Raw genomic sequence first — 21,718 nt, forward strand, 5'->3', positions numbered from 1 at the left:
CGTTACGCGGCCGCGGTGCTCCGCAGCTACGCCGAACCGACCCGGGAGCATCGCGCCGACATGCGCAGGACACTGCTGGAGAGCAGGGAGGCACGTGCCGCCTGGCAGGAGGCATACGACCGGGCAAGGCAGGAACCGGTCCGCCCCAGGGGTCTGACGTCGCGCGAGGCGCAGGAGGCGCAGGAGGCGCTCAAGGGGTTCGGCCGGGCGGCGATGCTCATGGAGAGCCACGTCCCGCGGGCCGACAGCCATTTCGTCCCCGAGGCCGAGCGGTTCGCCGAGGCCCTGGAGACGGACACCTCGAAGGCAGCAGTCGCCGTGCGCGAGCACAGGAATCCGGACTGGGGGCGCGTGGAGGAGGCGCTCCACGCGTGGGAGGACGCCGCCGCCAACGGGAACCCGGTCGTGCGGCGGGAGGCGGAACTGCAGAAACGGGCCTTGGAAGACCTCGCGACAGCCGTGAGCCGCACACCCCTGGAACGGGACGTCGGCTCTGCTCGCGAGGAGCAGCGGGTGCGGGCCGCCGTGGCGGCGGAAGGTGACGGATCAGGGCCCGCGCACCGAGGTGGGTGACGGCGCCGGCGACGGCGAGCACCGCGCCTCTTGGAGCGGGAAATAGCTTCTGAGCCCGCCCCTTCTCACATGGCCGACCGGCCGTCGCCTCTCGCCTTGGGGTCGCCAGCAGTGAACTGGCCGGCAACCGCACTCCTTGAAGAAGGACCCCATCCCACGGACGAGCTGTCGAGCCACGCGTTAAGCCTTCCGAGCGGACGCCGGGCGGCACAGCGGGCCCCTGGCAGCCGCAAGTCAGCAACGCGGAACACCCCGCGGTCCGATGCTGACCGTTTGCTGACCTGGACGCCGCGTTCAAGACTCTGACCTGCGGACACACCCAAATGCTAGATCTTGGACTTGAACATGGTGCGCAGCATGTTTGACTCCTGGAAGACGGCTCCCTGCCTGCTTTGTGCAGGTCAAGGGCGGTCTTCACTCTACCGCCGGCACGCACCGGACTCGAAGGTTGTGAGCAACATCGCTTCAGTCCGGTGAGCGGGCTCTCGGCCTCGGATTTCGCGGGAGCCGGCTTGGTCGTGAAGACGCCGACCCTGTTGGACGCTCTTCGCGGAATGCGCAGAACCCGTGGTGCCGAGTGCACCGGGAAGGGCAAACCCAGGTGCACTGTGTCGTACCCAAGGTCGGTCCGGATCGCGACAGTGGAGCACCCCCGATCGACCGACAAGGACAATGAGATGCCGGAGTCGACGACCGCTCGGCGACGAGCGCGCGGAGCTGCCGCCGTAGGTGTAGGTGCAGTCGCCACCGTCATGATCCGACGCAGCGCCCGCAGGCGTGGCGAGTCGTTTGGTCTGCACGCCCCGCTGCCCAGCGCGAACGAGAACGCACGCGTAGCCGCGACGATGGCCGCGGCGCACGTCGAGCAGCACACGAAGAGCCGGTGGTCGGTCTTCCTCGCCTACGGGCTCCTGGCGGCCGCGACCCAGGCGCTCTTCGTGAACTACGCGCCCGTGACGCAGGACGCCGCACGGCACTTCGGCGTTTCCATCGGCGCGATCGGCTTGCTGTCCCAGGTCTTCCCGCTGATCTACGTCCTCCTTGCCATCCCCGCCGGCATCGCGCTCGACCGGTTTCTCCGTCCCTCCCTCGTGGTCGGCGCGGCACTCACCGCGTCAGGGGCGTTCCTGAGGCTCGTTGCCGACGACTTCACCTGGGCGTTCATCGGACAGGTCGTCGCCGCTGTGGGACAGCCCTTCATCCTCAACGCCATACCGGGTCTCGCTGTGGGCTACCTCGCGGAAAGGCACCGCGCCACCGGAATCGCCGCCGCATCCTCCGCCACGTTCGCCGGCATGGTCCTCGGCTACTTGCTCGGCGCGTTTCTGCCAGGTGAGAGCCACATCCGTACCCTCACCCTCGTCACCGCCCTGATCGCCATGGACGCCGGGCTGTGTCTCGTCGGGGCACTGCGCCTCCCGCCACGCACGAGCCGCGAGTCCGCCGCCGTGACCAGCGGCCTGCGGGCCTTCCGCGCGGCCTTCGGCAATCGCCACGTACGCCGTCTGTGCGCGGTCGTCGCCATCCCGATGGGCACGTTCATCGCTCTCGCGACGTTCGTGCAACCGCTGTTGGCGCCGGCGGGAGTCTCGGAAGCCACCGCGGGCCTCATCCTCGCTCTGACCATGATCGCCGGTGTGGTCGGCTGCGCAGTCGTGCCCATCTGGGCAGACCGGCACGGCCGCGAGGTCCAGGTCATGGGCGTCTCGATCGTTTTCACGGCCGGGGCCTGCCTCCATCTCGCCCTGGTGCCGAGCACGGCCATGGCCTTCCTCACGCTCCTCGGCACGGGCTTCGTACTGCTCCCGGCCCTTCCCATCGTGCTCTCCCTGAGCGAGCGGCACGCACCGGAAGCCGAGAGCACGGCGGCCGGACTCATCTGGATGGCGGGCAATCTGGGAGGAGTACTGCTGACGACGGCGGTCGGACTCTTCATCGCCCGCCCCGAGATGGCATTCGGGGTCCTGTCCGCCGCCACTCTGCTCGCTCTCCCGGCACTTCACTGGTTCAGGAAGCTCGAGCACCCACACGTGACGTGAGCTCAGTTCGGTCCGATTGCCACACCACGCCCCGTGACGTGAGCTCAGCTCGATCCGGTCGCCACGATGTCAGGTGCGATGTCCAGCACCAGGAGCGCCGCGGCCACGTGGGTCGGGTTGTCCTCCACCTTGACGGCCGAGAGCTCGTTGGCGCGCGAGACCCGCCGCTCGACGGTGTTTCGGTGCGCGTACAGGTGGGCGGCAGCCCGGGTGGTGTTGAAGCCGCACTGCACGTAGGTGAGCAGTGCCTGACGCAGTGCTGTGTCGGCTTCGGCGAGCGGCCCGAGAGTGTTGATGACGAACCGACGTGCTCCGGCACGGTCCTTCGTGAGCGCGTCGATCAGCTCCACGTCGGCGTAGGCGGTGAATCGCCGGTCGGACCCGAGGCGGGTGATCAGCGCTTGCGCCGCGAGCGCGTCCTGGTGGCTGGACCTGAACCCTTCGAGTCCACGTCCGGGCCTTCCCACCGCCGCGCGCACCTCGTCGGCCGTCGCCAGGACCTTCTCCACGTGGTGAAGGTCCGGGACACCCGGCCCCGAGAGCCAGATCCATCGCGACGTCGCACTGGCACGCGCCACCAGGGCGCCTCGGCCCGCGGCAGTGGAACGCGCGGCCGGGATCGCTTCGTCCAGGGCATCGACGTGCTCAGGATCATCGACCCACAACACGAGACCCACGTGCCACCGGGCCAGCCGGTACCGCAGACGCCCCTCGGCGAGGTCCTCCGCCATCGGCGCCCCGCCGGCGATCAGCTGGATCAGCGCGATCGCATCGGCACCCGCATTGCCCATCGCGGCGGCGAGGCCGGCCTCGCGCAGGGCGGCGACCGAATCGAGGGCGTACTGCACCAGCGACTTCCCCGACACGTCCAGGACCCCCACGAGCAGCTCGGGGTCGGCGCAGTGCGCCACGCATTCCTCCAGCCAGCGCCGCCAGCCGATCCCCAGTGCCACACGCCAGGCACCGGCGAAGTCGGGTGCGATGCCACGGGAGACGAGATCGTTGATGTACGCCGTGGTCCTCGGGCCGATGTAGGGCTCCACCCGCCGCCCCGGCTGCTGGATGTTCGCGGTCAGCCACTGGACGATGTCGGAGCGGTTGAGTGCCCGATCCTCCTCGACCAGCGAGGCGTCGGCGAGGAGGGCGGGATCGTTCTGGGCCACGAGAGAGGGCCGTGCGACGGCGTCGATCAGGGCGTCCGTCTGCGTCAGCAGGCGCTGGCAGAGCGACCTCATCACATCGGCGACCTCGCGGGAGGGCGGGGGCCACAGATCTTCCATTTCTCAAGTCTCCCTCTGATCCTTTGGAGCCGGCGCTCCCGACGTGCCGTTTCACGGACAGAGGAAGGGCCGGTCGGCGGCGTGGCCGCCGGCGAGGTCGGGTGCCATGCCGCCGGCCGACGACAGCGAGAGGCGTCGGGGCGCTACGACCGTGCGGCAGCGGCGGTTTCCGGCCCCGCATGCGGTCTCCAGCAGCGCGGTGTTTAGTATGAGTAAACGGCGGAAGATTTATCACGCTGTCAGGGGTGCTGCAAGGGGTTCGGCGACGTCTTCGCCCCTTCTCCCGAAGACCACACGATGGCGACCTCAGGACGGGCGGTGAGCACACCATGTCCATCGAGGACAGCGGAAGAGCAGGCGGAGCGGCCAAGGGCTCTCCTGCCCTCGAAGCGTCCACAGGCGCGCAACTGAGGGAGATCAGGCTCAGCCGCGGGTTGTCGTTGACGGAGGTCGCGCATCAGGCAGACGTCACCAAGGGCTTCCTGAGTCAGCTGGAGCGTGGTCTCACCAACGTTTCCGTCGCGACGTTGCTGCGCGTCTGCGATGTGCTGAAGATCGGGGTCGGCGAGCTGTTCGCCTACCCCGATGAGCAGGTCGTGGAGGGCGGAAGCCGGATCGACATGGGTGGTGAAGGAGTCACCGAGTACCTGCTCACGCCCGCGAGCACCACGGCGTTCCAGGTCTTTCGTTCAGTGATCGAACCAGGCGGGGGCACGGGCGGCCCCTATCGGCTCGACACCACCACGATCTTCGCGCTGGGACTGTGCGGCGAGACCCGTCTGATCGTCGGGGGCGAGACCCGGCTGCTGTCAGCCGGCGTGTCCACCTCGTTCTCCGGCCGGACGCTGCATCAGTTCGACAACCCGGGCACGACGGTCAGCGAGGTCCTGTGGGTCCTGTCGCCTCCGCTCCTTCGTGTCGCCCGCGAACCCTCCTAGAGCTGCCCGCATCCAGTCGCTCGTAGACAGCCGGACGGCACGCCCTCAGGACGAGCGCCTGCACCAAGCCGGCTACGGCCGAGAGGGCGACGAACCCGCCGATCACCCAAGCACCCTCGGTGGTGCCGACGAGGAGCGGGAAGTTGGCAACCACCAGGTAGACCACACAGGTCAGGCCGAGGAAGGCCAGGGCCGGGGCCACGACCGTGCGCCACACCGACCGCTGCCCGTCCTGCTCGTCGATCTGCCGAAGGAAAAAGCCGATCACCGCGAGGCTGGTGGCGGCCATGAGCAGGACGATGCCGAGGGTGGCGGCGCCGGAGAACCAGGCGTAGACGTTCGCGATCGGGTCCAGGCCGAGCGCGACGACGACAAGCGTGGTGACGCCCGCGACCGCCGAGACGACGCCCGAGGACGCTGACGGCGCCCGGTGCCGGGGATGAACGACGCTCAGCCGCGCCGGAAGGGCACCGGCCCGGGACAGCGCGAACTGGTAGCGCGTCACGACGTTGTGAAAGGCCAGCGCGCACGCGAACTGACTGGTGATCAGGAGAGTTTGCATCACGTCGAACCAGACGGGTCCGACGTAGCTCCGCGCCAGCGCCAGCACCAGGCCCTCGGGGTCGGCCTTCGCGGCTCCGGTCACCGAGTCGACGCCGACACCCGCCACGACCGCCCACACGGTGAACGAGTAGAAGATCCCGACCACCAGGATCGCGACGTACGTGGCTCTCGGAACCGTGACGTCAGGGTCCTTGGCCTCGTCGCGGAACACGGCCGTCGCCTCGAAACCGATGAACCCGAAGAAGGCGAACATCATGCCGAGGCCCGGGGAGCCGTTCCCCAGGATCGAAGACAACAGGGGCTTCGCCGTCAGGCCATGGGCGCCACCGTGGCCCACGATGCCGAGGTCCATGACCAGGAGCAGGAGGGACTCCAGCACCAGCACGACGCCGAGCACCTTGGCGCTCAGCTCGATGTCCCGATAGCCGAGGAAAGCAATGATCCCGAGCGAGACGAACGCCCACAACCACCACGAGGAGCCGATGCCGGCGTACCGCTCGACGACATTGCTCGTCGCGACGCCGACGTAGGCGTTCACTCCGACGAGAATCAGCGTGTAGGAGAAGAGCGCCAGCGTCGCTGCCGAGAGACCGGGTATCCGGCCCAGCCCGGCCTGGATGTAGGCGTAGAAGGCGCCCGCGTTGCGCACCCGTCCCGCCATCAGCGTGAAGCCGACCGCGAAGATCAGCAGCATCACGGTGGTCAGCGCGAAGAACAGGGGCATTCCCGGGCTGCCGCTCACGGCGAAGGCGATCGGCACCCCATCGGCCACCAGCCCGAGCGGCGCCGCCGCGGCGACGACCATGAACACGATCTGCGATACGCCGAGCCCGCGGTGCAGCGGGTTGCCCGGGCCTGCTTCCCTGCCGGGTGCTTCGAAGTGCCCTGTCTCGGAGAGGTCGGCCATGGCGACCACCTTTCAGCTCACGGGCCGGTGCCGGCTCGTCATGAGTAAGTGCGGCGGGTGCGGGCGCGTGCGCGGCGTGCATCAGGGCGTGCCTCGCTCGAGGACTCGAAGCGGGCTCAGTCCTGAGAGGTCGTGACCGGGAGCGGCATCCCGGACGGCCGGTCGCTCCCCCTGGGCCACGGCCGCACGTGCCGGGAAATCTCCATCGACGCGACCGCGCAGGTGTTTAGTACTGGTAAACGCCGCAAACGACTATCACGCCGGTGAAGTCACCGCAAGAGTTGCGGCGACGTCGGCCACATCAGAGAGATCCGCGGGATCCCGGCTTCTTTCGAGAGTCGGCGAGACCTCGGCCAAGGCCGTACCCGGCTGCCTGCAACCGCCTGAAGGCGGCACTACCGGACCGCTTGTGCATCGTGCACCGAGCCCCGGGACCAGCCGGTGCACGCTGTCGTTCCGCCCATGGCCGTGGCTGGCGACAGTGAGATCACCACCCCGGGAACAGCGAGGAAACACCATGACAACTGAGGTGCTTGACGCCATCGAGGAGTTCGACGTCATCATCATCGGAGCGGGGATCTCCGGAATCGGTGCGGCCAGCTACTTCCGCCGGGAGCTCCCCGGCAAGTCCCTGCTCGTGCTCGAGGGCCGCGACAACATCGGGGGCACGTGGGATCTCTTCCGCTACCCGGGCATCCGCTCGGACTCGGACCTCCACACGTTCGGCTACGAGTTCAAGCCGTGGCGTCATGAAGCCGCGATCGCCGACGCGCCGCTGATCCGGGACTACCTCCGGGAGACGGTCGAGGAGAACCACCTGGAGCCCCTCATCAGGCTGCGCCACCGGGTCGTCGGGGCCGAATGGTCCTCCGACGAGGCGCGGTGGACCCTCACCGTCGAGGCAGCCGACCCCGCCGGCGGCGGCACCGTGACCAAGACGATCCGTGCCGGATGGGTGTTCGCCGCCACCGGCTACTACCGGTACGACGAGGGGTTCTCCCCCCAGTTCCCGGGGCGCGACGACTTCGAAGGCACGATCGTCCATCCGCAGCACTGGCCCGAGACGCTCGACTACAGCGGCAAGAAGGTCGTCGTCATCGGCAGCGGCGCGACGGCGATCACGCTGGTGCCGGCCATGGCCACCGGGCCCGGCGCCGCCCGGCACGTGACGATGCTGCAGCGGACCCCGACGTACGTCCTGGCGCTGCCGCGCGTCGACAAGGTCGCCCTGGCACTCACGAAGGTGCTCGGGGAGGAGCGCGGGTACGCCGTGACGCGGTTCAAGAACATCTGGATCGACCGCGCCGTCGTCAAGGGACTGCGGACGTTCCCGAAGGCCGGACGTCGGTTGATCCGGCGCGAGAACATCAAGCGGCTACCGAAGGGGTTCGACGTCGACAAGCACTTCAATCCGCCGTACGACCCGTGGGACCAGCGCCTGTGTCTGGCGCCGGACGGCGACTTCTTCGACGCCATCAAGAAGGGTTCCGCGACCGTCGTCACCGACACGATCGCGCGGTTCAGCAAACGCGGCATCGTGCTGAGCTCGGGTGAGGAACTGGAAGCGGACGTCATCGTCACCGCGACGGGGCTGAACCTGCAGCTCTTCGGCGGCATGCCCATCGTGGTCGACGGGCGTCAGGTCGACATCGCGGACGCGCTCTGTTACCGCGGAATGCTGCTGAGCGGGATTCCGAACTGGGCGATGGCGATCGGCTACACCACCTCGTCCTGGACGCTCAAGGTGAGCCTGATGTGTCGTTACTTCATCGACCTGGTCCGGCACATGGACGACCGCGGATACGACACGGTCGTTCCGGTCGCACCGGCGGGGACGGAGCGCAGGCCCGTCATGGACCTCCAGGCCGGCTACGCCAGGCGCGGCGAGAAGGTGCTGCCCAAGCAGGGCCTCGAAAAGCCCTGGCGGATGGCGATGTCCTACCCGGAGGACGCCAAGGCCCTGCGCGGCCCGGTGGCCGACGAGCACCTGCAGTTCGGCTCCCGGCGGGCGGCCGCGCAGTCGCTCGGTGGGAGGCGAGCCACCCATGTCTGAGACGAACGGCGCGGAGAGCACCGACCGGTACGCGGCCCTGCCTTCCGGGATGAGGATCTGCTTCCGGGACTTCGGGGACAAGACCGACCCCGCCATCCTCCTCATCGCCGGTATGGGCGAGGACCTCACCTTCTGGACCGACGCGTTCTTCGGCTCGCTCGTAGCCCGCGGATTCCGGGTCGTCGCGATCGACAACCGTGACGTCGGCCAGTCGACGTTCGTCGCCGCACCCCCTCCGGCGCTGTGGCGTCAGCTCGCCGGGCGCCCGCGCAGCGACGCGTACGCGCTCGCCGACATGGCCGAGGACGCCGTGGGCGTACTCGACTGCCTCGGGATCTCGCGGGTGCACGTGGTGGGGCGGTCGATGGGCGGGATGATCGCGCAGACGATCGCGGCCACGGCCCCCGAGCGCGTTCTGTCGCTGACCTCCATCTACTCGACCACCGGGTCGAAGAAAGTGGGCCAGCCGGCGCTGTCGACGATCCGGCTCCTCGCCGCCCCGCCGGCGAGGACCAGAACCGCGGCGGTGCGGGCGCACCTGCGGCTCACCCGGCACATCGCGGGGACGGGATATCCCATCGACGACGCGGCCGAGGCGGCCATCGCGGCCCGCGGCTGGGACCGCAGCGCCGGTGACCCGGCGGCCGGCGTGGCGCGCCAGGTCCAGGCGATCCAGCGCTCCGGAGACCGGACGGCCCAGTTGAGCACCATCACGGCACCGACGCTGGTCATCAACGGCGACCGGGACCTGCTGGTCCACCCGAGCGGCGGCGCAGCGACGGTGAGGGCGATCCGCTCGGCCCAGCACGTGGTCATTCCCGGCATGGGCCACCACATCCCCGAGGCCCTCGTCGGCCCCGTCACCCAGTACATCTCCCAGCACGCGGACCGCGTGGGCGAAGGAGGAAACCATGTCCGGATCTCGTAAGCCCGGCTCCGCGGACACCTCGGTCGACGTCGTGGTCGTCGGTGCCGGCTTCGCCGGCCTGAGCGCTGCCGAGCGACTGGTGAGCATGGGGCAGTCCGTCCTGGTCGTGGAAGGCCGCGACCGGGTCGGAGGCCGCTCCCTGTCCGGCGAGGTGGCAGGCGTGAAGGTCGACCTCGGCGCAACGTGGGTGGCACGGCGCCACACTGCCATCCGGGACCTTGCCGACCGGGTGGGGTGTACCACGACCGGCCAGTTCGACCAGGGCCGCAACGTGCTCTGGATGGCAGGCCGGCGCCGCACCTACAGTGGCACCATCCCCAAGGTCTCCCCCGCGGCCCTGGTGGACATGGCCCGCATGCAGCTGGCCGTGAACAAGCTCGTCTCGACCATCGACGTGGACGCCGCGTGGGAGTCGCCCGGGGCGAGCCGGCTCGACGCCATCTCGTTCGGCGAGTGGCTCGACCGGAAGAACGCTCTGCCGAGCACCCGTGCGCTGATGACGGTCATCAGCAAGGTGCAGTGGGGCTGCACCCCGTCAGATGTGTCCCTGCTGCACGCGCTGCGCTACATCCGCGCGGCGGGCGGCATCGATCACATGCTGGACGTCGAGGGCGGCCAGCAGCAGGACCGGCTCGTCGAAACCACCCAGGAGATCGCCAAGCGGGTGGCGGAGAAGCTCGGCGACCGCGTGCGCCTGGGGACACCGGTGCGCCGTATCACGCAGGACGACGACGGCGTCACCGTCCACACCGACTCCGGCGAGATCCACGCCAGGTACGGCATCGTCACGGCCGCGCCGGCGCACCGCGCCGCCATCGCGTTCGATCCCGCTCTGCCCGAGCAGGCCGAAGGGCTCACGCGAAACTGGCGCATGGGCGTGCTGAGCAAGGCTTTCGCGGCCTACGACGTGCCGTTCTGGCGGGCCGGCGGACTTTCCGGCGAGGCAGTGACCGACACCGGAACCGTGTTCATCACCTTCGACGTGTCACCCGCGCACAGCGGACCGGGCGTGCTGATGGCCTTCTGCGATCCGCGTGTCTTCGACGGTTTCAGCCCCGAGATCCGACGCGACCGGGTCGTCCGGCAGCTCGCCGACCTCTACGGTCCGCAGGCCCGCAACCCCATCGACTACGTGGACCACTGCTGGGGGGCGGAGCCGTTCGCCCCCGGTGGCCCCAATCCCGCCGTCGCCCCCTACGCGACCACGAGCTACGGCAGGGCGCTGACCGAGCCCCACGGGCGCATCCACTGGGCCGGTACCGAAACCGCCGGCGAATGGGCCGGCACCATGAACGGCGCGGTCCTGACGGGTCAGCGTGCCGCCGAGCGCGTGGCCGCCCTCCTGTCCTGCGAGGTCCGAGAGGGGGCGCTGCGATGAAGGAAGCGCTGTTCCTGCTCGCCGACCTGTGGATGATCTTCGCCGGCTACTTCTACGGCTGGAGGTTCGTCCGCCGGTACGGCAACTACCTCCTCGGTCTCGAGTGGATGGTCGTCGCGACGTCGGGCAGCAACTTCCTGCTCTGGTCGCTGCTCGGAGCCAAGAGCGACAGCGTCCTGTACGACGTGGCGTACTTCTTCGACGCGTTCTCCAGGTCGGTCGGCATCACGCTCATCCTGATCATGGGCTTGATGAAGGTCACTCATCGCTACAAGCCGAGCCTCGGCGTCGATGTGGCCGTGTTCGCGGTCGCCGTGGTGGCCGGCCTGTTCCTGCGGCACTTCCACGGCGCGGATCTCCACGCCGACCGCGCCGCGTTCTCGGTCGCCGTGTTCTACGTCGTCGTCAATCTCCTCACGGCGGTCTTCCTCGGGTACTTCGTCAAGCGGCTCTGGGACGCGGGCGCAAGGTGGCAGGCGATCTGGACGGGGCTGGTCACGGCCGCCGGGACCACCATCGCGATCACCTACGACTTCTTCCCCCTGTCCTTCGACGACGCGAACCGCACGATCTTCTACACCGCCGCGCTCGCGACGTGGGGCACCCAGGGATTCGTCTACTTCCGTGCCTACCGCGCGCTGCACGACCACAACGCGGCCTTGGACGCGAACCCGGCCCGCGCGACCGAAACCCTCGCATGAACCCCGAGAACGAACAAGGAGTCAGCATGGCGAAGAGGCACGTGTACGCGGTGGTGGACCCCGCCAGCGGCAAGCTGGTCAAGGAGTACCCCACCGCGACGGACGAGGCCGTCGAGGGGGCGGTCGACGCGGCAGCGAAGGCCTACGCGCAGTGGTCGAGGCAGACCTCCGTGGAACAGCGCGCCCAGTTGCTGAACGCCGTCGCCGCCCTCCACGACGAGCGCAGCGCGCAGCTCGCCGAGATCATCCACCGGGAGATGGGCAAGCCGGTGGACGAGGCCGTCGCGGAGGTCGAGTTCAGCGCCTCGATCTACCGGTACTACGCCGAGAACGCGGAGAAGTTCCTCACCGACGAACCGATCGAGCTCCTCGAGGGAGAGGGCAGCGCTTTCGTCCGTCGCCAGCCGATCGGGGTGCTGCTGGGGATCATGCCCTGGAACTACCCGTACTACCAGGTGGCCCGTTTTGCCGCGCCCAACCTCGCGCTGGGCAACACCATCGTGCTCAAGCACGCGTCGCAGTGCCCGGAGTCGTCCGAGGCACTCCAGCAGCTGTTCACGGACGCGGGCTTCCCCCAGGGCTGTTACGTCAACGTCCACGCCACCGGCGAGCAGATCGCTCGCGCCATCGCGGACCCCAGGGTGCAGGGCGTCTCCTTCACCGGTTCGGAACGGGCCGGCGCGGAGGTCGCCGAGAAGGCCGGGCGCAACCTCAAGAAGGTGGTGCTCGAACTGGGCGGCTCCGACCCCTTCATCGTGCTGTCGACCCGTGACCTCGACGCCACGGTCCAGGCGGCGGTCGAGGCGCGGTTCGAGAACGCCGGGCAGGCGTGCAACGCCGGGAAGCGCTTCATCGTCGCCGAGGACGTCTACGACGCCTTCGTCGACAAGTTCACCGAGAAGGTGCTCGCCCTGACCGACGGGCTGGCGCCGCTCTCCTCGGTCGCCGCCGCCGAGTACGTCGAGGACCAGGTCGAGCGAGCCGTCGCTGACGGGGCGACCTTCGTCTCCGCTGGACAGCGCGAAGGGGCGTACTTCCCGCCCGGCGTTCTGACGGGCGTCTCGCCGACCTCGCCGTCGGCCGCCGAGGAGCTCTTCGGCCCCGTCGCGACCGTCTACCGCGTCGGATCCGAGGACGAGGCCGTCGAGCTGGCGAACGAGACCCCGTACGGGCTGGGCTCCTACGTGTTCACGACGGACGCCGAGCAGGCGATGCGCGTCGCCGACAGGATCGAGGCGGGCATGGTCTTCGTCAACGGCGTCGGACTCGAGGGCGCGGAACTGCCTTTCGGTGGGGTGAAGCGGTCCGGTTTCGGCCGCGAACTGGGCCGGGGCGGAATCGACGAGTTCGCCAACAAGAAACTCATCCGCACCGCTCGGACGTGATCCCCCCAGCGCGGACAGAAGGAAACCTGTCATGACCATCGAATTCGACGCCGCTGTCTTCAGGGCACCGAACGAACCACTGACCATCGAGAAAGTGGCGATCCCTTCGACGCCTCCGCCCGGCGAGGTGCTCGTGCGGCTCAAGGCAAGCGGGGTGTGTCACAGCGACCTTCACGTCGTCGTGGGCGAATGGGAAGTGCCCTCGCCGATGATTCTCGGCCATGAAGGGTCCGGGATCGTCGAGAGGGTCGGCGACGGCGTCACGACGCTCAAGAAGGGCGATCACGTCGTGCTGTCCTGGACGCCGTCCTGTCGCCGCTGCCGCTATTGCATCAGTGGCAGACCGGTCCTGTGTGACATGGTCAGCCAGCACTCGGCGAATCACCTGTCGTTCGACGGCCGGTCGCGGATCAGGTCCGTGGGCGAGGGCGACGTGTACAGCTTCGCGGGCCTAGGAACGTTCGGTGAGTACGCTCTCGTGCCCGAATCGGGCGCGATCGCCGTCCGGAGCGACGCCCCGTTCGAACAGTCTGCTCTGGTCGGATGCGCCGTCACGACCGGCGTCGGCGCGGCCGTCAACACGGCCAAGGTGCGTCCGAGCGACACCGTGCTGGTCCTCGGCTGCGGCGGCGTCGGCCTGAACGCGATTCAGGGTGCTCGGCTCGCCGGCGCGCGGAGGATCATCGCCGCGGACATCTCCGACGAGAAGCTCGAGCAGGCACGCGTCTTCGGTGCCACAGATCTGATCAACAACGGCCGCGAGAATTTCGCCGACAAGGTGCACGAGCTCACCGGCGGACGCGGTGTGGAGATCGCCATCGAGGCCATCGGGCTGCCACGCACCATCGAGTCGGCCTACGAGGTCCTGGCCCGAGGCGGCACGGCGGTGGTCGCCGGGCAGGTGGCGGACGGCATGAGGATCTCCATCGACCCGTTCGTCATGTCCGATCAGGAGCTGTCGCTCATCGGCTCCAACTACGGCTCCAGCAAGCCGGATGCCGACTTCCCCATGCTGATCGACCACTACATGAACAACCGCATCGATCTCGACTCCCTTGTGACGCGTGTGATCGATCTGAAGGACATCAACGAGGCGTTCGACCAGATGCAGCGCGGCATCGGCATCCGCTCGGTGATCAGGTACTGAAAGGCAGGGGCGATCGCATGGCCCTGGAATCATCACGCTTGGCGTTCGAGCGAGCTCGACGCAGCGTCGGCGGGGGTGTGGGGTCGGGCCTGCGGGCCGCGATGCCTCCCCATCCGCTGTTCGTGCAGGAGGCACAAGGCGCGTATGTCTGGGACCTGGACGGCGACCGGTACATCGACTACGTGATGGCCTGGGGCCCGCTCGTCCTCGGTCACGGTGACCCGCGCGTGCTGTCCGCGGTGTCCGAGGTCGCGAAGAAGATGCAGGTCGTCGGCACCGGCCACCCGCTCGAGTACCGGGCCGCGGAAGCGGTCCTCGAAGCCGTGCCGCACGGCGAGCGCCTGCTGTGGAGCAACACGGGGACCGAAGCGGTGCAGGTCGCGCTGCGCCTCGCGCGAGCCGCCACCGGACGGCGCCGCGTCCTGAAGTTCGCCAAGAGCTACCACGGCTGGCACGACACCGTGTATGCCGGGATGTCCGAGGACGACTGCGATCGTCCCGCGTCCCCCGGCGGACCGGGGCAGTCGACCAGCGTGCTCGACGACCTGGTCGTGGCGCGCTTCAACGACGTGCAACTGGCCGAGCGCCTGCTGAGCGAGGCCGTCGCGCGCGACATCGCGGCCGTGCTCGTCGACCCTGTGATGAGCAACGCCGGCGTCGAAGCGCCCTCGCCGCACTTCCTGTCGACGCTGCGAACGCTCTGCGACCGACACGGCGTGGTCCTCGTCTTCGACGAGGTGATCGCCGGATTCCGGATCGCCCGGGGCGGAGCGGCCGAGAAGTACGGCGTGCTGCCCGACCTGTCCGTCTTCGGAAAGGCGATGGCAGGCGGTTTCACGCAGAGCGCCGTCGTCGGCCGAGCGGAGCTGATCGATCAGGTGACCTCCGGCGTCGTTCATGCCGGAACCTTCAACGCCAACCCGATCGCCCTGGCGGCCGTCGAGGCGACGATGCGCGTCCTGGCCGATCCCGCGGTCTACGAGCTGCTCGAACAGACCTCGTACCGGTTCGAGGCCCTCGTCGGTGGAGCCCTCGGTTCCTCTCCTGACTTCGGACGCTTCAACCGGGTCGGCTCGCTCCTCCAGTACGTCCCCGCCGGTGGGGCCACAGGGCTCCACGGAACCGGCGGGCTCTGGACCGCGATCCTCGAAGGGATGCTGCGTCAGGGCTTCCTGTTCATGCCGTCCGGCAAGGTCTTCATCAGCACGGCTCACACCACCGCAGACATCGAGGCGACGGCCGAGGCCCTCGACCAGGTGCTGCGGAAGGTGTGACCTCCGCAGCAGGCCACGCGCAACTCCCACCCGCCAGGGCCGGTCCGTGTGCCCCGTTCCCCGCGGCCCGGTCCGGCCCACCTTCCCGGAAGACACCATGCTGAACCTCTCGGTCCTGCTCGAGGACTCCGCCCGCGCGTACCCGAACCGGGACGCAGTCGTCCTCGGCACGACGCGTCTCACCTACGCCCAGGTCGACGCCGCCGCGAACCGGGTCGCCAACCTCCTGGTCGACCGCGGCATCTGGCCCGGCGACAAGGTCGCGCTCAGTTGTCCGAACGTGCCGTACTTCCCGATCGTCTACTACGGCATCCTCAAGGCCGGCGCCGTCGTCGTACCGCTCAACATCCTGCTCAAGGGCCGGGAGATCGCCTACCACCTGGCCGACTCGGAGGCGAAGGCGTACTTCTGCTTCGAGGGAGACGCGGGTCTGCCGATGGGTGCGGAGGGACACGCCGGGTTCACCGACACCGCCGGCTGCGAGCACTTCTTCGTCATCACCGCCGATCCCGAGGCGGAAAGCCCGATCGAGGGCGTCGAGACCATGGGCGCCGCGCTGCGGGGCACGCCGACGACGTTCGACAGCATCGGGACCACCGGGGACGATCCGGCTGTGCTGCTCTACACGAGTGGGACGACAGGACAGGCGAAGGGCGCCGAACTCAGCCACGCCAACCTCGTTCTCAACGCTCTCGCGTGCAACCGTCTGCTGGACAACCGGCCGGCCTCGGACACCCATCTGCTCGTGCTGCCGCTGTTCCACTCCTTCGGTGCGACCGTGCAGATGAACGCCGGCTTCTCGACGGCGAGCACACTGGTGCTGCTGCCACGATTCGACGCCGGGCAGGCGGTGTCCCTGATGCAGCAGGAGGACATCACCTTCTTCGCCGGCGTCCCCACCATGTGGTGGGGCCTGCTGCAGGCGCTCACCGACGACGTCGACGTCGAGAGGATCGCACGGAACCTGCGCGTCGGCGTCTCCGGCGGTGCCTCGCTCCCCGCCGAGATCATCAAGCAGGTCAGGGAGCGACTGGGCGTCCAGGTCCTGGAGGGCTACGGCCTCTCCGAGACCTCGCCGGTGGTGACCTTCAGCGATCCGGCGCGAGAGCCGCGGCCCGGCTCCATCGGCGTGCCGGTCTGGGGCGTGGAGCTCAAGCTCGTCAACTCCGACTGGTCCGAGGTCGAGGACGACGGAACGGGCAGCGTCATCGGGGAGATCGCGGTCAAGGGCCACAACGTGATGAAGGGCTACCACGGCCGCCCCGAGGCCACCGCCGAAGCCATCAGGGACGGCTGGTTCCGCACCGGCGACCTGGCCCGCAGGGACAAGGACGGCTTCTACTACATCGTCGACCGGGCGAAGGACCTGATCATCCGCGGCGGCTTCAACGTGTACCCGCGCGAGATCGAGGAGGTCCTGATGACGCACCCGGCGGTCAGCCTGGCCGCGGTCGTCGGCGTGCCGCACGAGAGCCACGGCGAGGAGATCAAGGCGTTCGTCATCCTCGACCGCGGCGCCGAGGCGAGTCCCGACGAGCTGATCGCGTGGGGCAAGGAGCAGATGGCCGGCTACAAGTACCCGCGCATCGTGGAGATCGTCGAGACGCTGCCGATGACGTCCACCGGAAAGATCCTCAAGCGTGAACTCACGTGACCGGCACGGCAAGCGCAGGGACATGGGTGGGAAGGACGGCAGATGACAGTGCATGAGGGCCGGCACCGGGACACGTTCCCCGGCGGGTCCGGCTCGGGGACGGATGCGGTTCCCGACTCGCTCGTGGCCGCCTGGAAGGCACGCCTGGCGAAGAACCCGGAGGGCACCGCGCTCCGCTTCTTCGACGGCGCTCTGTCCGCGCGGGAGGTGGATGCGGCGTCGGACGCCCTGGCTGCCGCGTTCGAGGCCCGCGGAACCGGCCGGGGTGATCGCGTCGGCGTGTACCTGCAGAACATCCCGCAGTACGCGCTGGTGCTGCTGGCCCTGTGGAAGCTGGGGGCCACCGCACTGGGGCTCAATCCGATGTACCGTCGCCAGGAGCTCCGCCGGATCATCGACGACTCCGGGGCGATCGGGGTCGTCTGCGCGGACGCGGACGTCCACGAGACGCTCGGCACGCTGGCGGGAAGCACGATCCGATGGCTGGTCAGCACGTCGCCACTGGACTACCAGTCCCGCAACGATCCGCGGGTCTTCGCGACGACGCAACGCCACGCCCCGGCACCGGACGGCGACCTGGTGGCGCTGATCGGTGAGTACACGGGCCGCAGCCCTGCGCCCGTACAGCTGACCCGCGACGACGTCGCGTTCCTGACCTACACCTCGGGCACGACGGGACCGCCGAAGGGTGCCATGAACACCCACGGCAACGTGCTGAGCGTGGTGTCGACCTACGCGTCCTGGACCGGTCTGAGCGACGGGGACGTCGTGTTCGCCATCGCCCCGCTGTTCCACATCACCGGCGCGGTGGTCAATGCGACGATCTCCCTGCTCACCGACACCACGCTCGTCCTCACGGGCCGGTTCCACCCCGAGGTCGTGCTGGAGGCGTTCGCCGAGCACGGGGTGACCTGCACGATCGGCTCCATCACGGCGTACAACGCGATCTACGAGCTGCCGAACGCCGGCCCCCGGCACTTCGCGTCGGTGAAGGCGCTGTACTCCGGGGGCGCGCCGATCCCGCCGGCGACCGTCGAGCGGTTTGAGGAGCGGTTCGGCGTCTACCTCCACAACGGCTACGGGATGACCGAGACGACGTCCGCCGTCATCGCCGTGCCCCCGGGGGACCGGGCGCCCGTGCATCCGCCGAGCGGGACGCTGTCCATCGGCAGGCCCCTGCCGCACGTCACCGCGCGCGTCGTGGACCTGCACGGCAACCCGCTGCCGAGCGGAGAGCAGGGAGAACTGGAGGTGAGCGGGCCGCAGGTGGTGCCCGGGTACTGGGGCAAGCCCGAGGCCACCCGCCTGACGATGCCGGAGGGCCGGCTGCGTACCGGCGACGTCGCCGTCATCGACGAGCAGGGCTGGGTCTACCTGGTGGACCGGCTCAAGGACCAGATCAACGTGTCCGGTTACAAGGTCTGGCCGCGCGAGGTCGAGGACGCGCTGTACGAGCACCCGTCCGTGCTGGAGGCCGCGGTCGTCGGGCAGCCGGACGCGTACCGCGGCGAGAGAGTCGTCGCCTACGTCTCGCTCAAGGCGGGTCTGACCGCCACGGCGGAGGAGCTGATCGCCTTCTCCCGTGAGCGGCTGGCCGCCTACAAGTGCCCCCGCGAGATCCATTTCCTCGCGGACCTGCCCAAGACGCAGAGCGGCAAGATCCGGCGTGCCGAACTCCGCGGCGTCGGCGGCGCCGGGCCGGTATCACCCTCGAAGGACTGATCGTTGAGCGAGAACCACACCGGCCGGGGCCGTTCCCGGGCCGTACCGCCATCGTGACCGGAGCGAGCCGGGGCATCGGCCTCGCCGTCGCCGAGCGGCTCGTCGCCGAAGGGGCGCGCGTGTGCGTCACCGCGCGCAAGGCCGGACCGCTCGAAGCGGCGGCCGCCGCGCTTCCCCGGGGCAGCGTCATCACCGTCGCCGGCAAGGCGGACGACCCCGAGCACCGCCGCGAGGTCTTCGACACGGTCGCACGAGAGTTCGGCGGACTGGACGTCCTCGTGAACAACGCGGGCATCAATCCGGCGTACGGTCCCGTCGTCGGCCTGGACCTCGATGTCGCCCGCAAGGTGCTGGAGGTCAACGTCCTCGCCACCCTCGCCTGGGTGCAGGACGCGGTGACCCACCCGGAGCTCCGTTTCACCGAACGCCGCGGCACCGTCGTGAACCTCTCCTCGGTGACCGCCGACACCCCCTCCCCCGGCATCGGCCTCTACGGCGTCAGCAAGGCGGCGGTGTCCCACCTGACCAGGACCCTGGCCGTCGAACTCGGCCCGGAGATCCGTGTCAACGCCGTGGCACCCGCGGTGGTGAAGACCCGGTTCGCCGAAGCCCTGTACGAGGGCAAGGAGGCCGAGGTGGCCGCCGACTATCCGCTGCGGCGTCTGGGCGTGCCCCCGGACATCGCCTCCGCCGTGGCCTACCTGGCCTCTGAGGACTCCTCCTGGGTCACCGGTCATGTCCTCACCGTCGACGGCGGCCTCACGGTCGCCGGCGGCACCGCGTAACGACCGCGCCCATCAGACGAAGGACAGCCATGACTTTCCCTCACCTTCCGCCGGACGTAGCGGAGTTGCGTGAGCGCACTCGCCGGTTCATCCGCGAGGTCGTCATCGATGCGGAGCCCGCACCGGGCGGACGTCTCGACCAGGGCACCCGTGACCGGCTGCAGGCCGCGGCGAAGGACGCCGGTGTCTTCGCGCCGCTCGTGCCGAAGGAGTACGGCGGCCAAGGCCTGCCCATCGAGCACTGGTCACCGATTCTGCAGGAGGCCGGCTACTCGACGGTCGGTCCCGCCGCCCTCAACTGCATGGCACCCGACGAGGGAAACATGCACATGCTCAACCTGATCGCCACCGAGGAGCAGAAAAAGCGCTATCTCGCGCCCCTGGCGGCGGGAGACGTCCGGTCCTGCTTCTGCATGACCGAGCCCCATCCCGGAGCGGGCTCCGACCCGGCGGCGCTGCGGACCACGGCCGTGCGCGCCGAAGGCGGCTGGATCATCGACGGCCACAAGCGGTTCACCAGCGGCGCTGTCGGCGCCGGGTTCTGCATCGTGATGGCGCGGACCCCGGCCGTCGACGGCTCCCCCGAGGGGGCCACCATGTTCCTCGTCGACATGGCGAACCCCGGGATCCGGGTCGGTGAGGCGATCCACACCGTCGACCGCTCCATCGACGGCGGGCACCCGCACGTGCACCTCGAGGACTGCTTCGTCGCCGACGACGCGGTGCTCGGCGAGGTGGGGCTCGGATTCCGGTACGCCCAGGTACGGCTCGGACCGGCACGTCTCACGCACTGTATGCGGTGGCTGGGGCTGGCGCGGCGCGCGCAGGACATCGCGCTGGACCGGGCCGGAAGGCGTGAGCTGTTCGGCGGTCCGATCGACTCGCTGGGCCTGGCACAGCACCTGATCGCCGAGTCGGTGATCGACATCGAGACCTCCGACGCGATCATCACCAAGACCGCGGCACTGCTTGCCAGTGACCCGAAGGCGGGGTCGGCCATGTCGTCGATCGCCAAGGTGCACTGCTCGGAGGCGATCTTCCGGGTGATCGACCGTGCCCTCCAGATCTGCGGCGGGGACGGGGTCTCCGACGGGCTTCCGCTGGCGCAGTACCTGAGCGAGGTCCGTCCGTTCCGTATCTACGACGGCTCCAACGAGACCCACCGGTGGGCCATCGCCCGCCGCGCCTCGGCCGGCCGCCACGCCGCGGTCCGGGCCGGGGAGCGGTACCGGGGCGATGCCGTCGTCGGTCGGGAGGGCGGCGCGTGATGCACACCGTCCCCGACGGCGTGGAAGTCGTCGCAAGCTGGGAGAAGGCCCGCCACCTCGACAGCCCACCGCTCCTGGTCCTCGACGCGGTCACCGGCTTCCTCGACGCGCACGGCATCGGCAGCGGCCCGCTCGCGTGGCAGCGCATCGGCGACGGCCACTCCAACATCACCTATCTGATCCAGCGCGGTGGCGACTGTGTCGTCCTGCGTCGTGGACCGCGCCCGCCCCTGCCCAAGTCGACGCACGACATGGTGCGTGAGGCCCGCATCCAGAAGATCCTCGGCGAGCACGGGGTACCGGTGCCGGAGATCGTCGCCGTCTGCGAGGACGAGTCGCTCCTGGGCGTGCCGTTCTACCTCATGTCCCGGCTCGACGGGATCGTCATCACCGACACGGTCCCGCCCCACCTCTCCTCCGCCGAACAGCGCCGGGCCACCAGCGAGGCGGTCGTCGACACCCTCGTCGCCCTGCACGGCATCGACGTGTCGGGAGGGGAACTCGCCTCCCTGGGCTTCCCCGAGGGGTATCTCCAGCGCCAGGTCGACCGGTTCCGCGGCTTGTGGGAGGTCAACACCACACGCAGCCTCCCAGCGGTGGAGCGCATCGGGGACTGGCTCGGCCGCAACCTGCCGACGAGCCAGGCGGCCTCGGTGGTGCACGGTGACTACCGCATGGGCAACCTCATGTTCGCTCCCCAGGCGCCGGCCAGGGTCCTCGCGATCCTTGACTGGGAGATGGCCACGCTGGGTGACCCCCTCGCGGACCTGGGGTACCTCACCGCCACCTACTCCGAGGCCGGCAGCCCGGCCACCCCGCTCGAACTCACCCGGGTGACCCGGTCGCCCGGCTACCTCCCCCAGCACCGCCTGGCAGAGCGCTACCAGTCCCGCACCGGTCTCGATCTGACCCCGCTGCCCTGGTACCAGACCCTCGCTCTGTGGAAGGCAGCGATCTTCTGCGAGGCCATCTACACCCGCTGGCTGCGTGGCGAGCGTCCCCACGACAAGACCTTCGGGCCGTCGCTCGAAACGGGTGTCCCCCGACTGCTGGAGCGGGCCGGGGGATACGCCGGGCTGACGGCGACCACTCGCCGCTGACATCCGACGCGTCCCCATACGG

Annotated in this window: 16 protein-coding genes and 1 pseudogene; 15 read left to right on the forward strand and 2 right to left on the reverse strand. The window is 69.3% G+C overall.

Annotated features, from left to right (window positions below; translation table 11 throughout):
* Both ACF1AL_RS38495 and ACF1AL_RS38500 read left to right on the forward strand, forming a co-directional pair.
* Window positions 1-573, forward strand: a pseudogene (locus ACF1AL_RS38495) (FUSC family protein); the annotation flags it as partial.
* Window positions 574-1,325: 752 nt separating this feature from the next.
* A complete protein-coding gene (locus tag ACF1AL_RS38500) occupies window positions 1,326-2,612 on the forward strand; it encodes an MFS transporter (protein ID WP_391777436.1) in 1,287 nt (428 codons plus the stop codon).
* A 44-nt stretch (window positions 2,613-2,656) separates the two neighbouring features.
* On the opposite strand, the gene ACF1AL_RS38505 is transcribed toward ACF1AL_RS38500, so the two are convergent.
* A complete protein-coding gene (locus ACF1AL_RS38505; RefSeq protein WP_391777435.1) occupies window positions 2,657-3,775 on the reverse strand; it encodes a PucR family transcriptional regulator in 1,119 nt (372 codons plus the stop codon).
* 446 nt (window positions 3,776-4,221) lie between these two features.
* On the opposite strand from ACF1AL_RS38505, the gene ACF1AL_RS38510 reads away from it, so the two are divergent.
* The gene (locus tag ACF1AL_RS38510; protein WP_391699836.1) at window positions 4,222-4,830 is read left to right on the forward strand and encodes a helix-turn-helix domain-containing protein; all 609 of its coding nucleotides are present in this window, start codon (window positions 4,222-4,224) and stop codon (window positions 4,828-4,830) included.
* Here ACF1AL_RS38510 and ACF1AL_RS38515 read toward each other — a convergent pair.
* Complete coding sequence (locus ACF1AL_RS38515) at window positions 4,769-6,301, reverse strand: APC family permease (RefSeq protein ID WP_391828752.1); 1,533 nt, start codon at window positions 6,299-6,301, stop codon at window positions 4,769-4,771. The genes ACF1AL_RS38510 and ACF1AL_RS38515 overlap by 62 nt on opposite strands.
* 517 nt (window positions 6,302-6,818) lie before the next feature.
* On the opposite strand from ACF1AL_RS38515, the gene ACF1AL_RS38520 reads away from it, so the two are divergent.
* The 12 genes from ACF1AL_RS38520 (at window position 6,819) to ACF1AL_RS38575 (ending at window position 21,696) form a co-directional block, all read left to right on the forward strand.
* Entirely contained in the window at window positions 6,819-8,354 is a 1,536-nt protein-coding gene (locus tag ACF1AL_RS38520; protein WP_391777433.1) for a flavin-containing monooxygenase, read from the forward strand.
* The gene (locus ACF1AL_RS38525) at window positions 8,347-9,282 is read left to right on the forward strand and encodes an alpha/beta fold hydrolase (protein WP_391777432.1); all 936 of its coding nucleotides are present in this window, start codon (window positions 8,347-8,349) and stop codon (window positions 9,280-9,282) included. The genes ACF1AL_RS38520 and ACF1AL_RS38525 overlap by 8 nt, the downstream gene beginning before the upstream one ends.
* Complete coding sequence (locus ACF1AL_RS38530) at window positions 9,266-10,660, forward strand: flavin monoamine oxidase family protein (RefSeq protein ID WP_391699825.1); 1,395 nt, start codon at window positions 9,266-9,268, stop codon at window positions 10,658-10,660. The genes ACF1AL_RS38525 and ACF1AL_RS38530 overlap by 17 nt, the downstream gene beginning before the upstream one ends.
* A complete protein-coding gene (locus ACF1AL_RS38535; RefSeq protein WP_391777431.1) occupies window positions 10,657-11,361 on the forward strand; it encodes a transporter in 705 nt (234 codons plus the stop codon). Before ACF1AL_RS38530 ends, ACF1AL_RS38535 begins: the two co-directional genes overlap by 4 nt.
* Window positions 11,362-11,387: 26 nt before the next feature.
* Window positions 11,388-12,746, forward strand: coding sequence for an NAD-dependent succinate-semialdehyde dehydrogenase (locus ACF1AL_RS38540; RefSeq protein ID WP_391699821.1), 1,359 nt, complete (start codon window positions 11,388-11,390; stop codon window positions 12,744-12,746).
* 31 nt (window positions 12,747-12,777) lie between these two features.
* Window positions 12,778-13,893 carry a Zn-dependent alcohol dehydrogenase gene (locus ACF1AL_RS38545; RefSeq protein ID WP_391699819.1) on the forward strand — a complete coding sequence of 372 codons (1,116 nt, stop codon included), beginning with the start codon at window positions 12,778-12,780 and terminating at the stop codon, window positions 13,891-13,893.
* A 122-nt stretch (window positions 13,894-14,015) separates the two neighbouring features.
* Entirely contained in the window at window positions 14,016-15,167 is a 1,152-nt protein-coding gene (locus ACF1AL_RS38550; protein ID WP_391777429.1) for an aspartate aminotransferase family protein, read from the forward strand.
* Between the two features lie 97 nt (window positions 15,168-15,264).
* Window positions 15,265-16,821, forward strand: coding sequence for a long-chain fatty acid--CoA ligase (locus ACF1AL_RS38555; RefSeq protein ID WP_391777428.1), 1,557 nt, complete (start codon window positions 15,265-15,267; stop codon window positions 16,819-16,821).
* A 42-nt stretch (window positions 16,822-16,863) separates the two neighbouring features.
* The gene (locus tag ACF1AL_RS38560) at window positions 16,864-18,543 is read left to right on the forward strand and encodes a class I adenylate-forming enzyme family protein (protein ID WP_391777427.1); all 1,680 of its coding nucleotides are present in this window, start codon (window positions 16,864-16,866) and stop codon (window positions 18,541-18,543) included.
* Complete coding sequence (locus ACF1AL_RS38565) at window positions 18,543-19,328, forward strand: SDR family oxidoreductase (RefSeq protein WP_391777919.1); 786 nt, start codon at window positions 18,543-18,545, stop codon at window positions 19,326-19,328. Before ACF1AL_RS38560 ends, ACF1AL_RS38565 begins: the two co-directional genes overlap by 1 nt.
* Window positions 19,329-19,357: 29 nt before the next feature.
* Window positions 19,358-20,596: an acyl-CoA dehydrogenase family protein gene (locus ACF1AL_RS38570; protein ID WP_391828754.1), complete on the forward strand. Its 1,239-nt coding sequence runs from the start codon at window positions 19,358-19,360 to the stop codon at window positions 20,594-20,596.
* Window positions 20,596-21,696, forward strand: a complete 1,101-nt coding sequence (locus tag ACF1AL_RS38575; RefSeq protein ID WP_391777918.1) for a phosphotransferase family protein — start codon at window positions 20,596-20,598, stop codon at window positions 21,694-21,696. Before ACF1AL_RS38570 ends, ACF1AL_RS38575 begins: the two co-directional genes overlap by 1 nt.
* The last annotated feature ends 22 nt before the right edge of the window (window positions 21,697-21,718 follow it).

This window comes from Streptomyces sp. NPDC014801, assembly GCF_043082085.1.
In the GTDB taxonomy this organism is placed as follows: domain Bacteria; phylum Actinomycetota; class Actinomycetes; order Streptomycetales; family Streptomycetaceae; genus Streptomyces.

Coding starts and splice junctions, on each gene's coding strand:
- ACF1AL_RS38570 (WP_391828754.1), top strand. CDS start 19,358: ATGACTTTCCCTCACCTTCCGCCGGACGTAGCGGAGTTGCGTGAGCGC.
- ACF1AL_RS38525 (WP_391777432.1), top strand. CDS start 8,347: ATGTCTGAGACGAACGGCGCGGAGAGCACCGACCGGTACGCGGCCCTG.
- ACF1AL_RS38540 (WP_391699821.1), top strand. CDS start 11,388: ATGGCGAAGAGGCACGTGTACGCGGTGGTGGACCCCGCCAGCGGCAAG.
- ACF1AL_RS38520 (WP_391777433.1), top strand. CDS start 6,819: ATGACAACTGAGGTGCTTGACGCCATCGAGGAGTTCGACGTCATCATC.
- ACF1AL_RS38560 (WP_391777427.1), top strand. CDS start 16,864: ATGACAGTGCATGAGGGCCGGCACCGGGACACGTTCCCCGGCGGGTCC.
- ACF1AL_RS38510 (WP_391699836.1), top strand. CDS start 4,222: ATGTCCATCGAGGACAGCGGAAGAGCAGGCGGAGCGGCCAAGGGCTCT.
- ACF1AL_RS38535 (WP_391777431.1), top strand. CDS start 10,657: ATGAAGGAAGCGCTGTTCCTGCTCGCCGACCTGTGGATGATCTTCGCC.
- ACF1AL_RS38515 (WP_391828752.1), bottom strand. CDS start 6,301: ATGGCCGACCTCTCCGAGACAGGGCACTTCGAAGCACCCGGCAGGGAA.
- ACF1AL_RS38545 (WP_391699819.1), top strand. CDS start 12,778: ATGACCATCGAATTCGACGCCGCTGTCTTCAGGGCACCGAACGAACCA.
- ACF1AL_RS38575 (WP_391777918.1), top strand. CDS start 20,596: ATGCACACCGTCCCCGACGGCGTGGAAGTCGTCGCAAGCTGGGAGAAG.
- ACF1AL_RS38500 (WP_391777436.1), top strand. CDS start 1,326: ATGATCCGACGCAGCGCCCGCAGGCGTGGCGAGTCGTTTGGTCTGCAC.
- ACF1AL_RS38530 (WP_391699825.1), top strand. CDS start 9,266: ATGTCCGGATCTCGTAAGCCCGGCTCCGCGGACACCTCGGTCGACGTC.
- ACF1AL_RS38555 (WP_391777428.1), top strand. CDS start 15,265: ATGCTGAACCTCTCGGTCCTGCTCGAGGACTCCGCCCGCGCGTACCCG.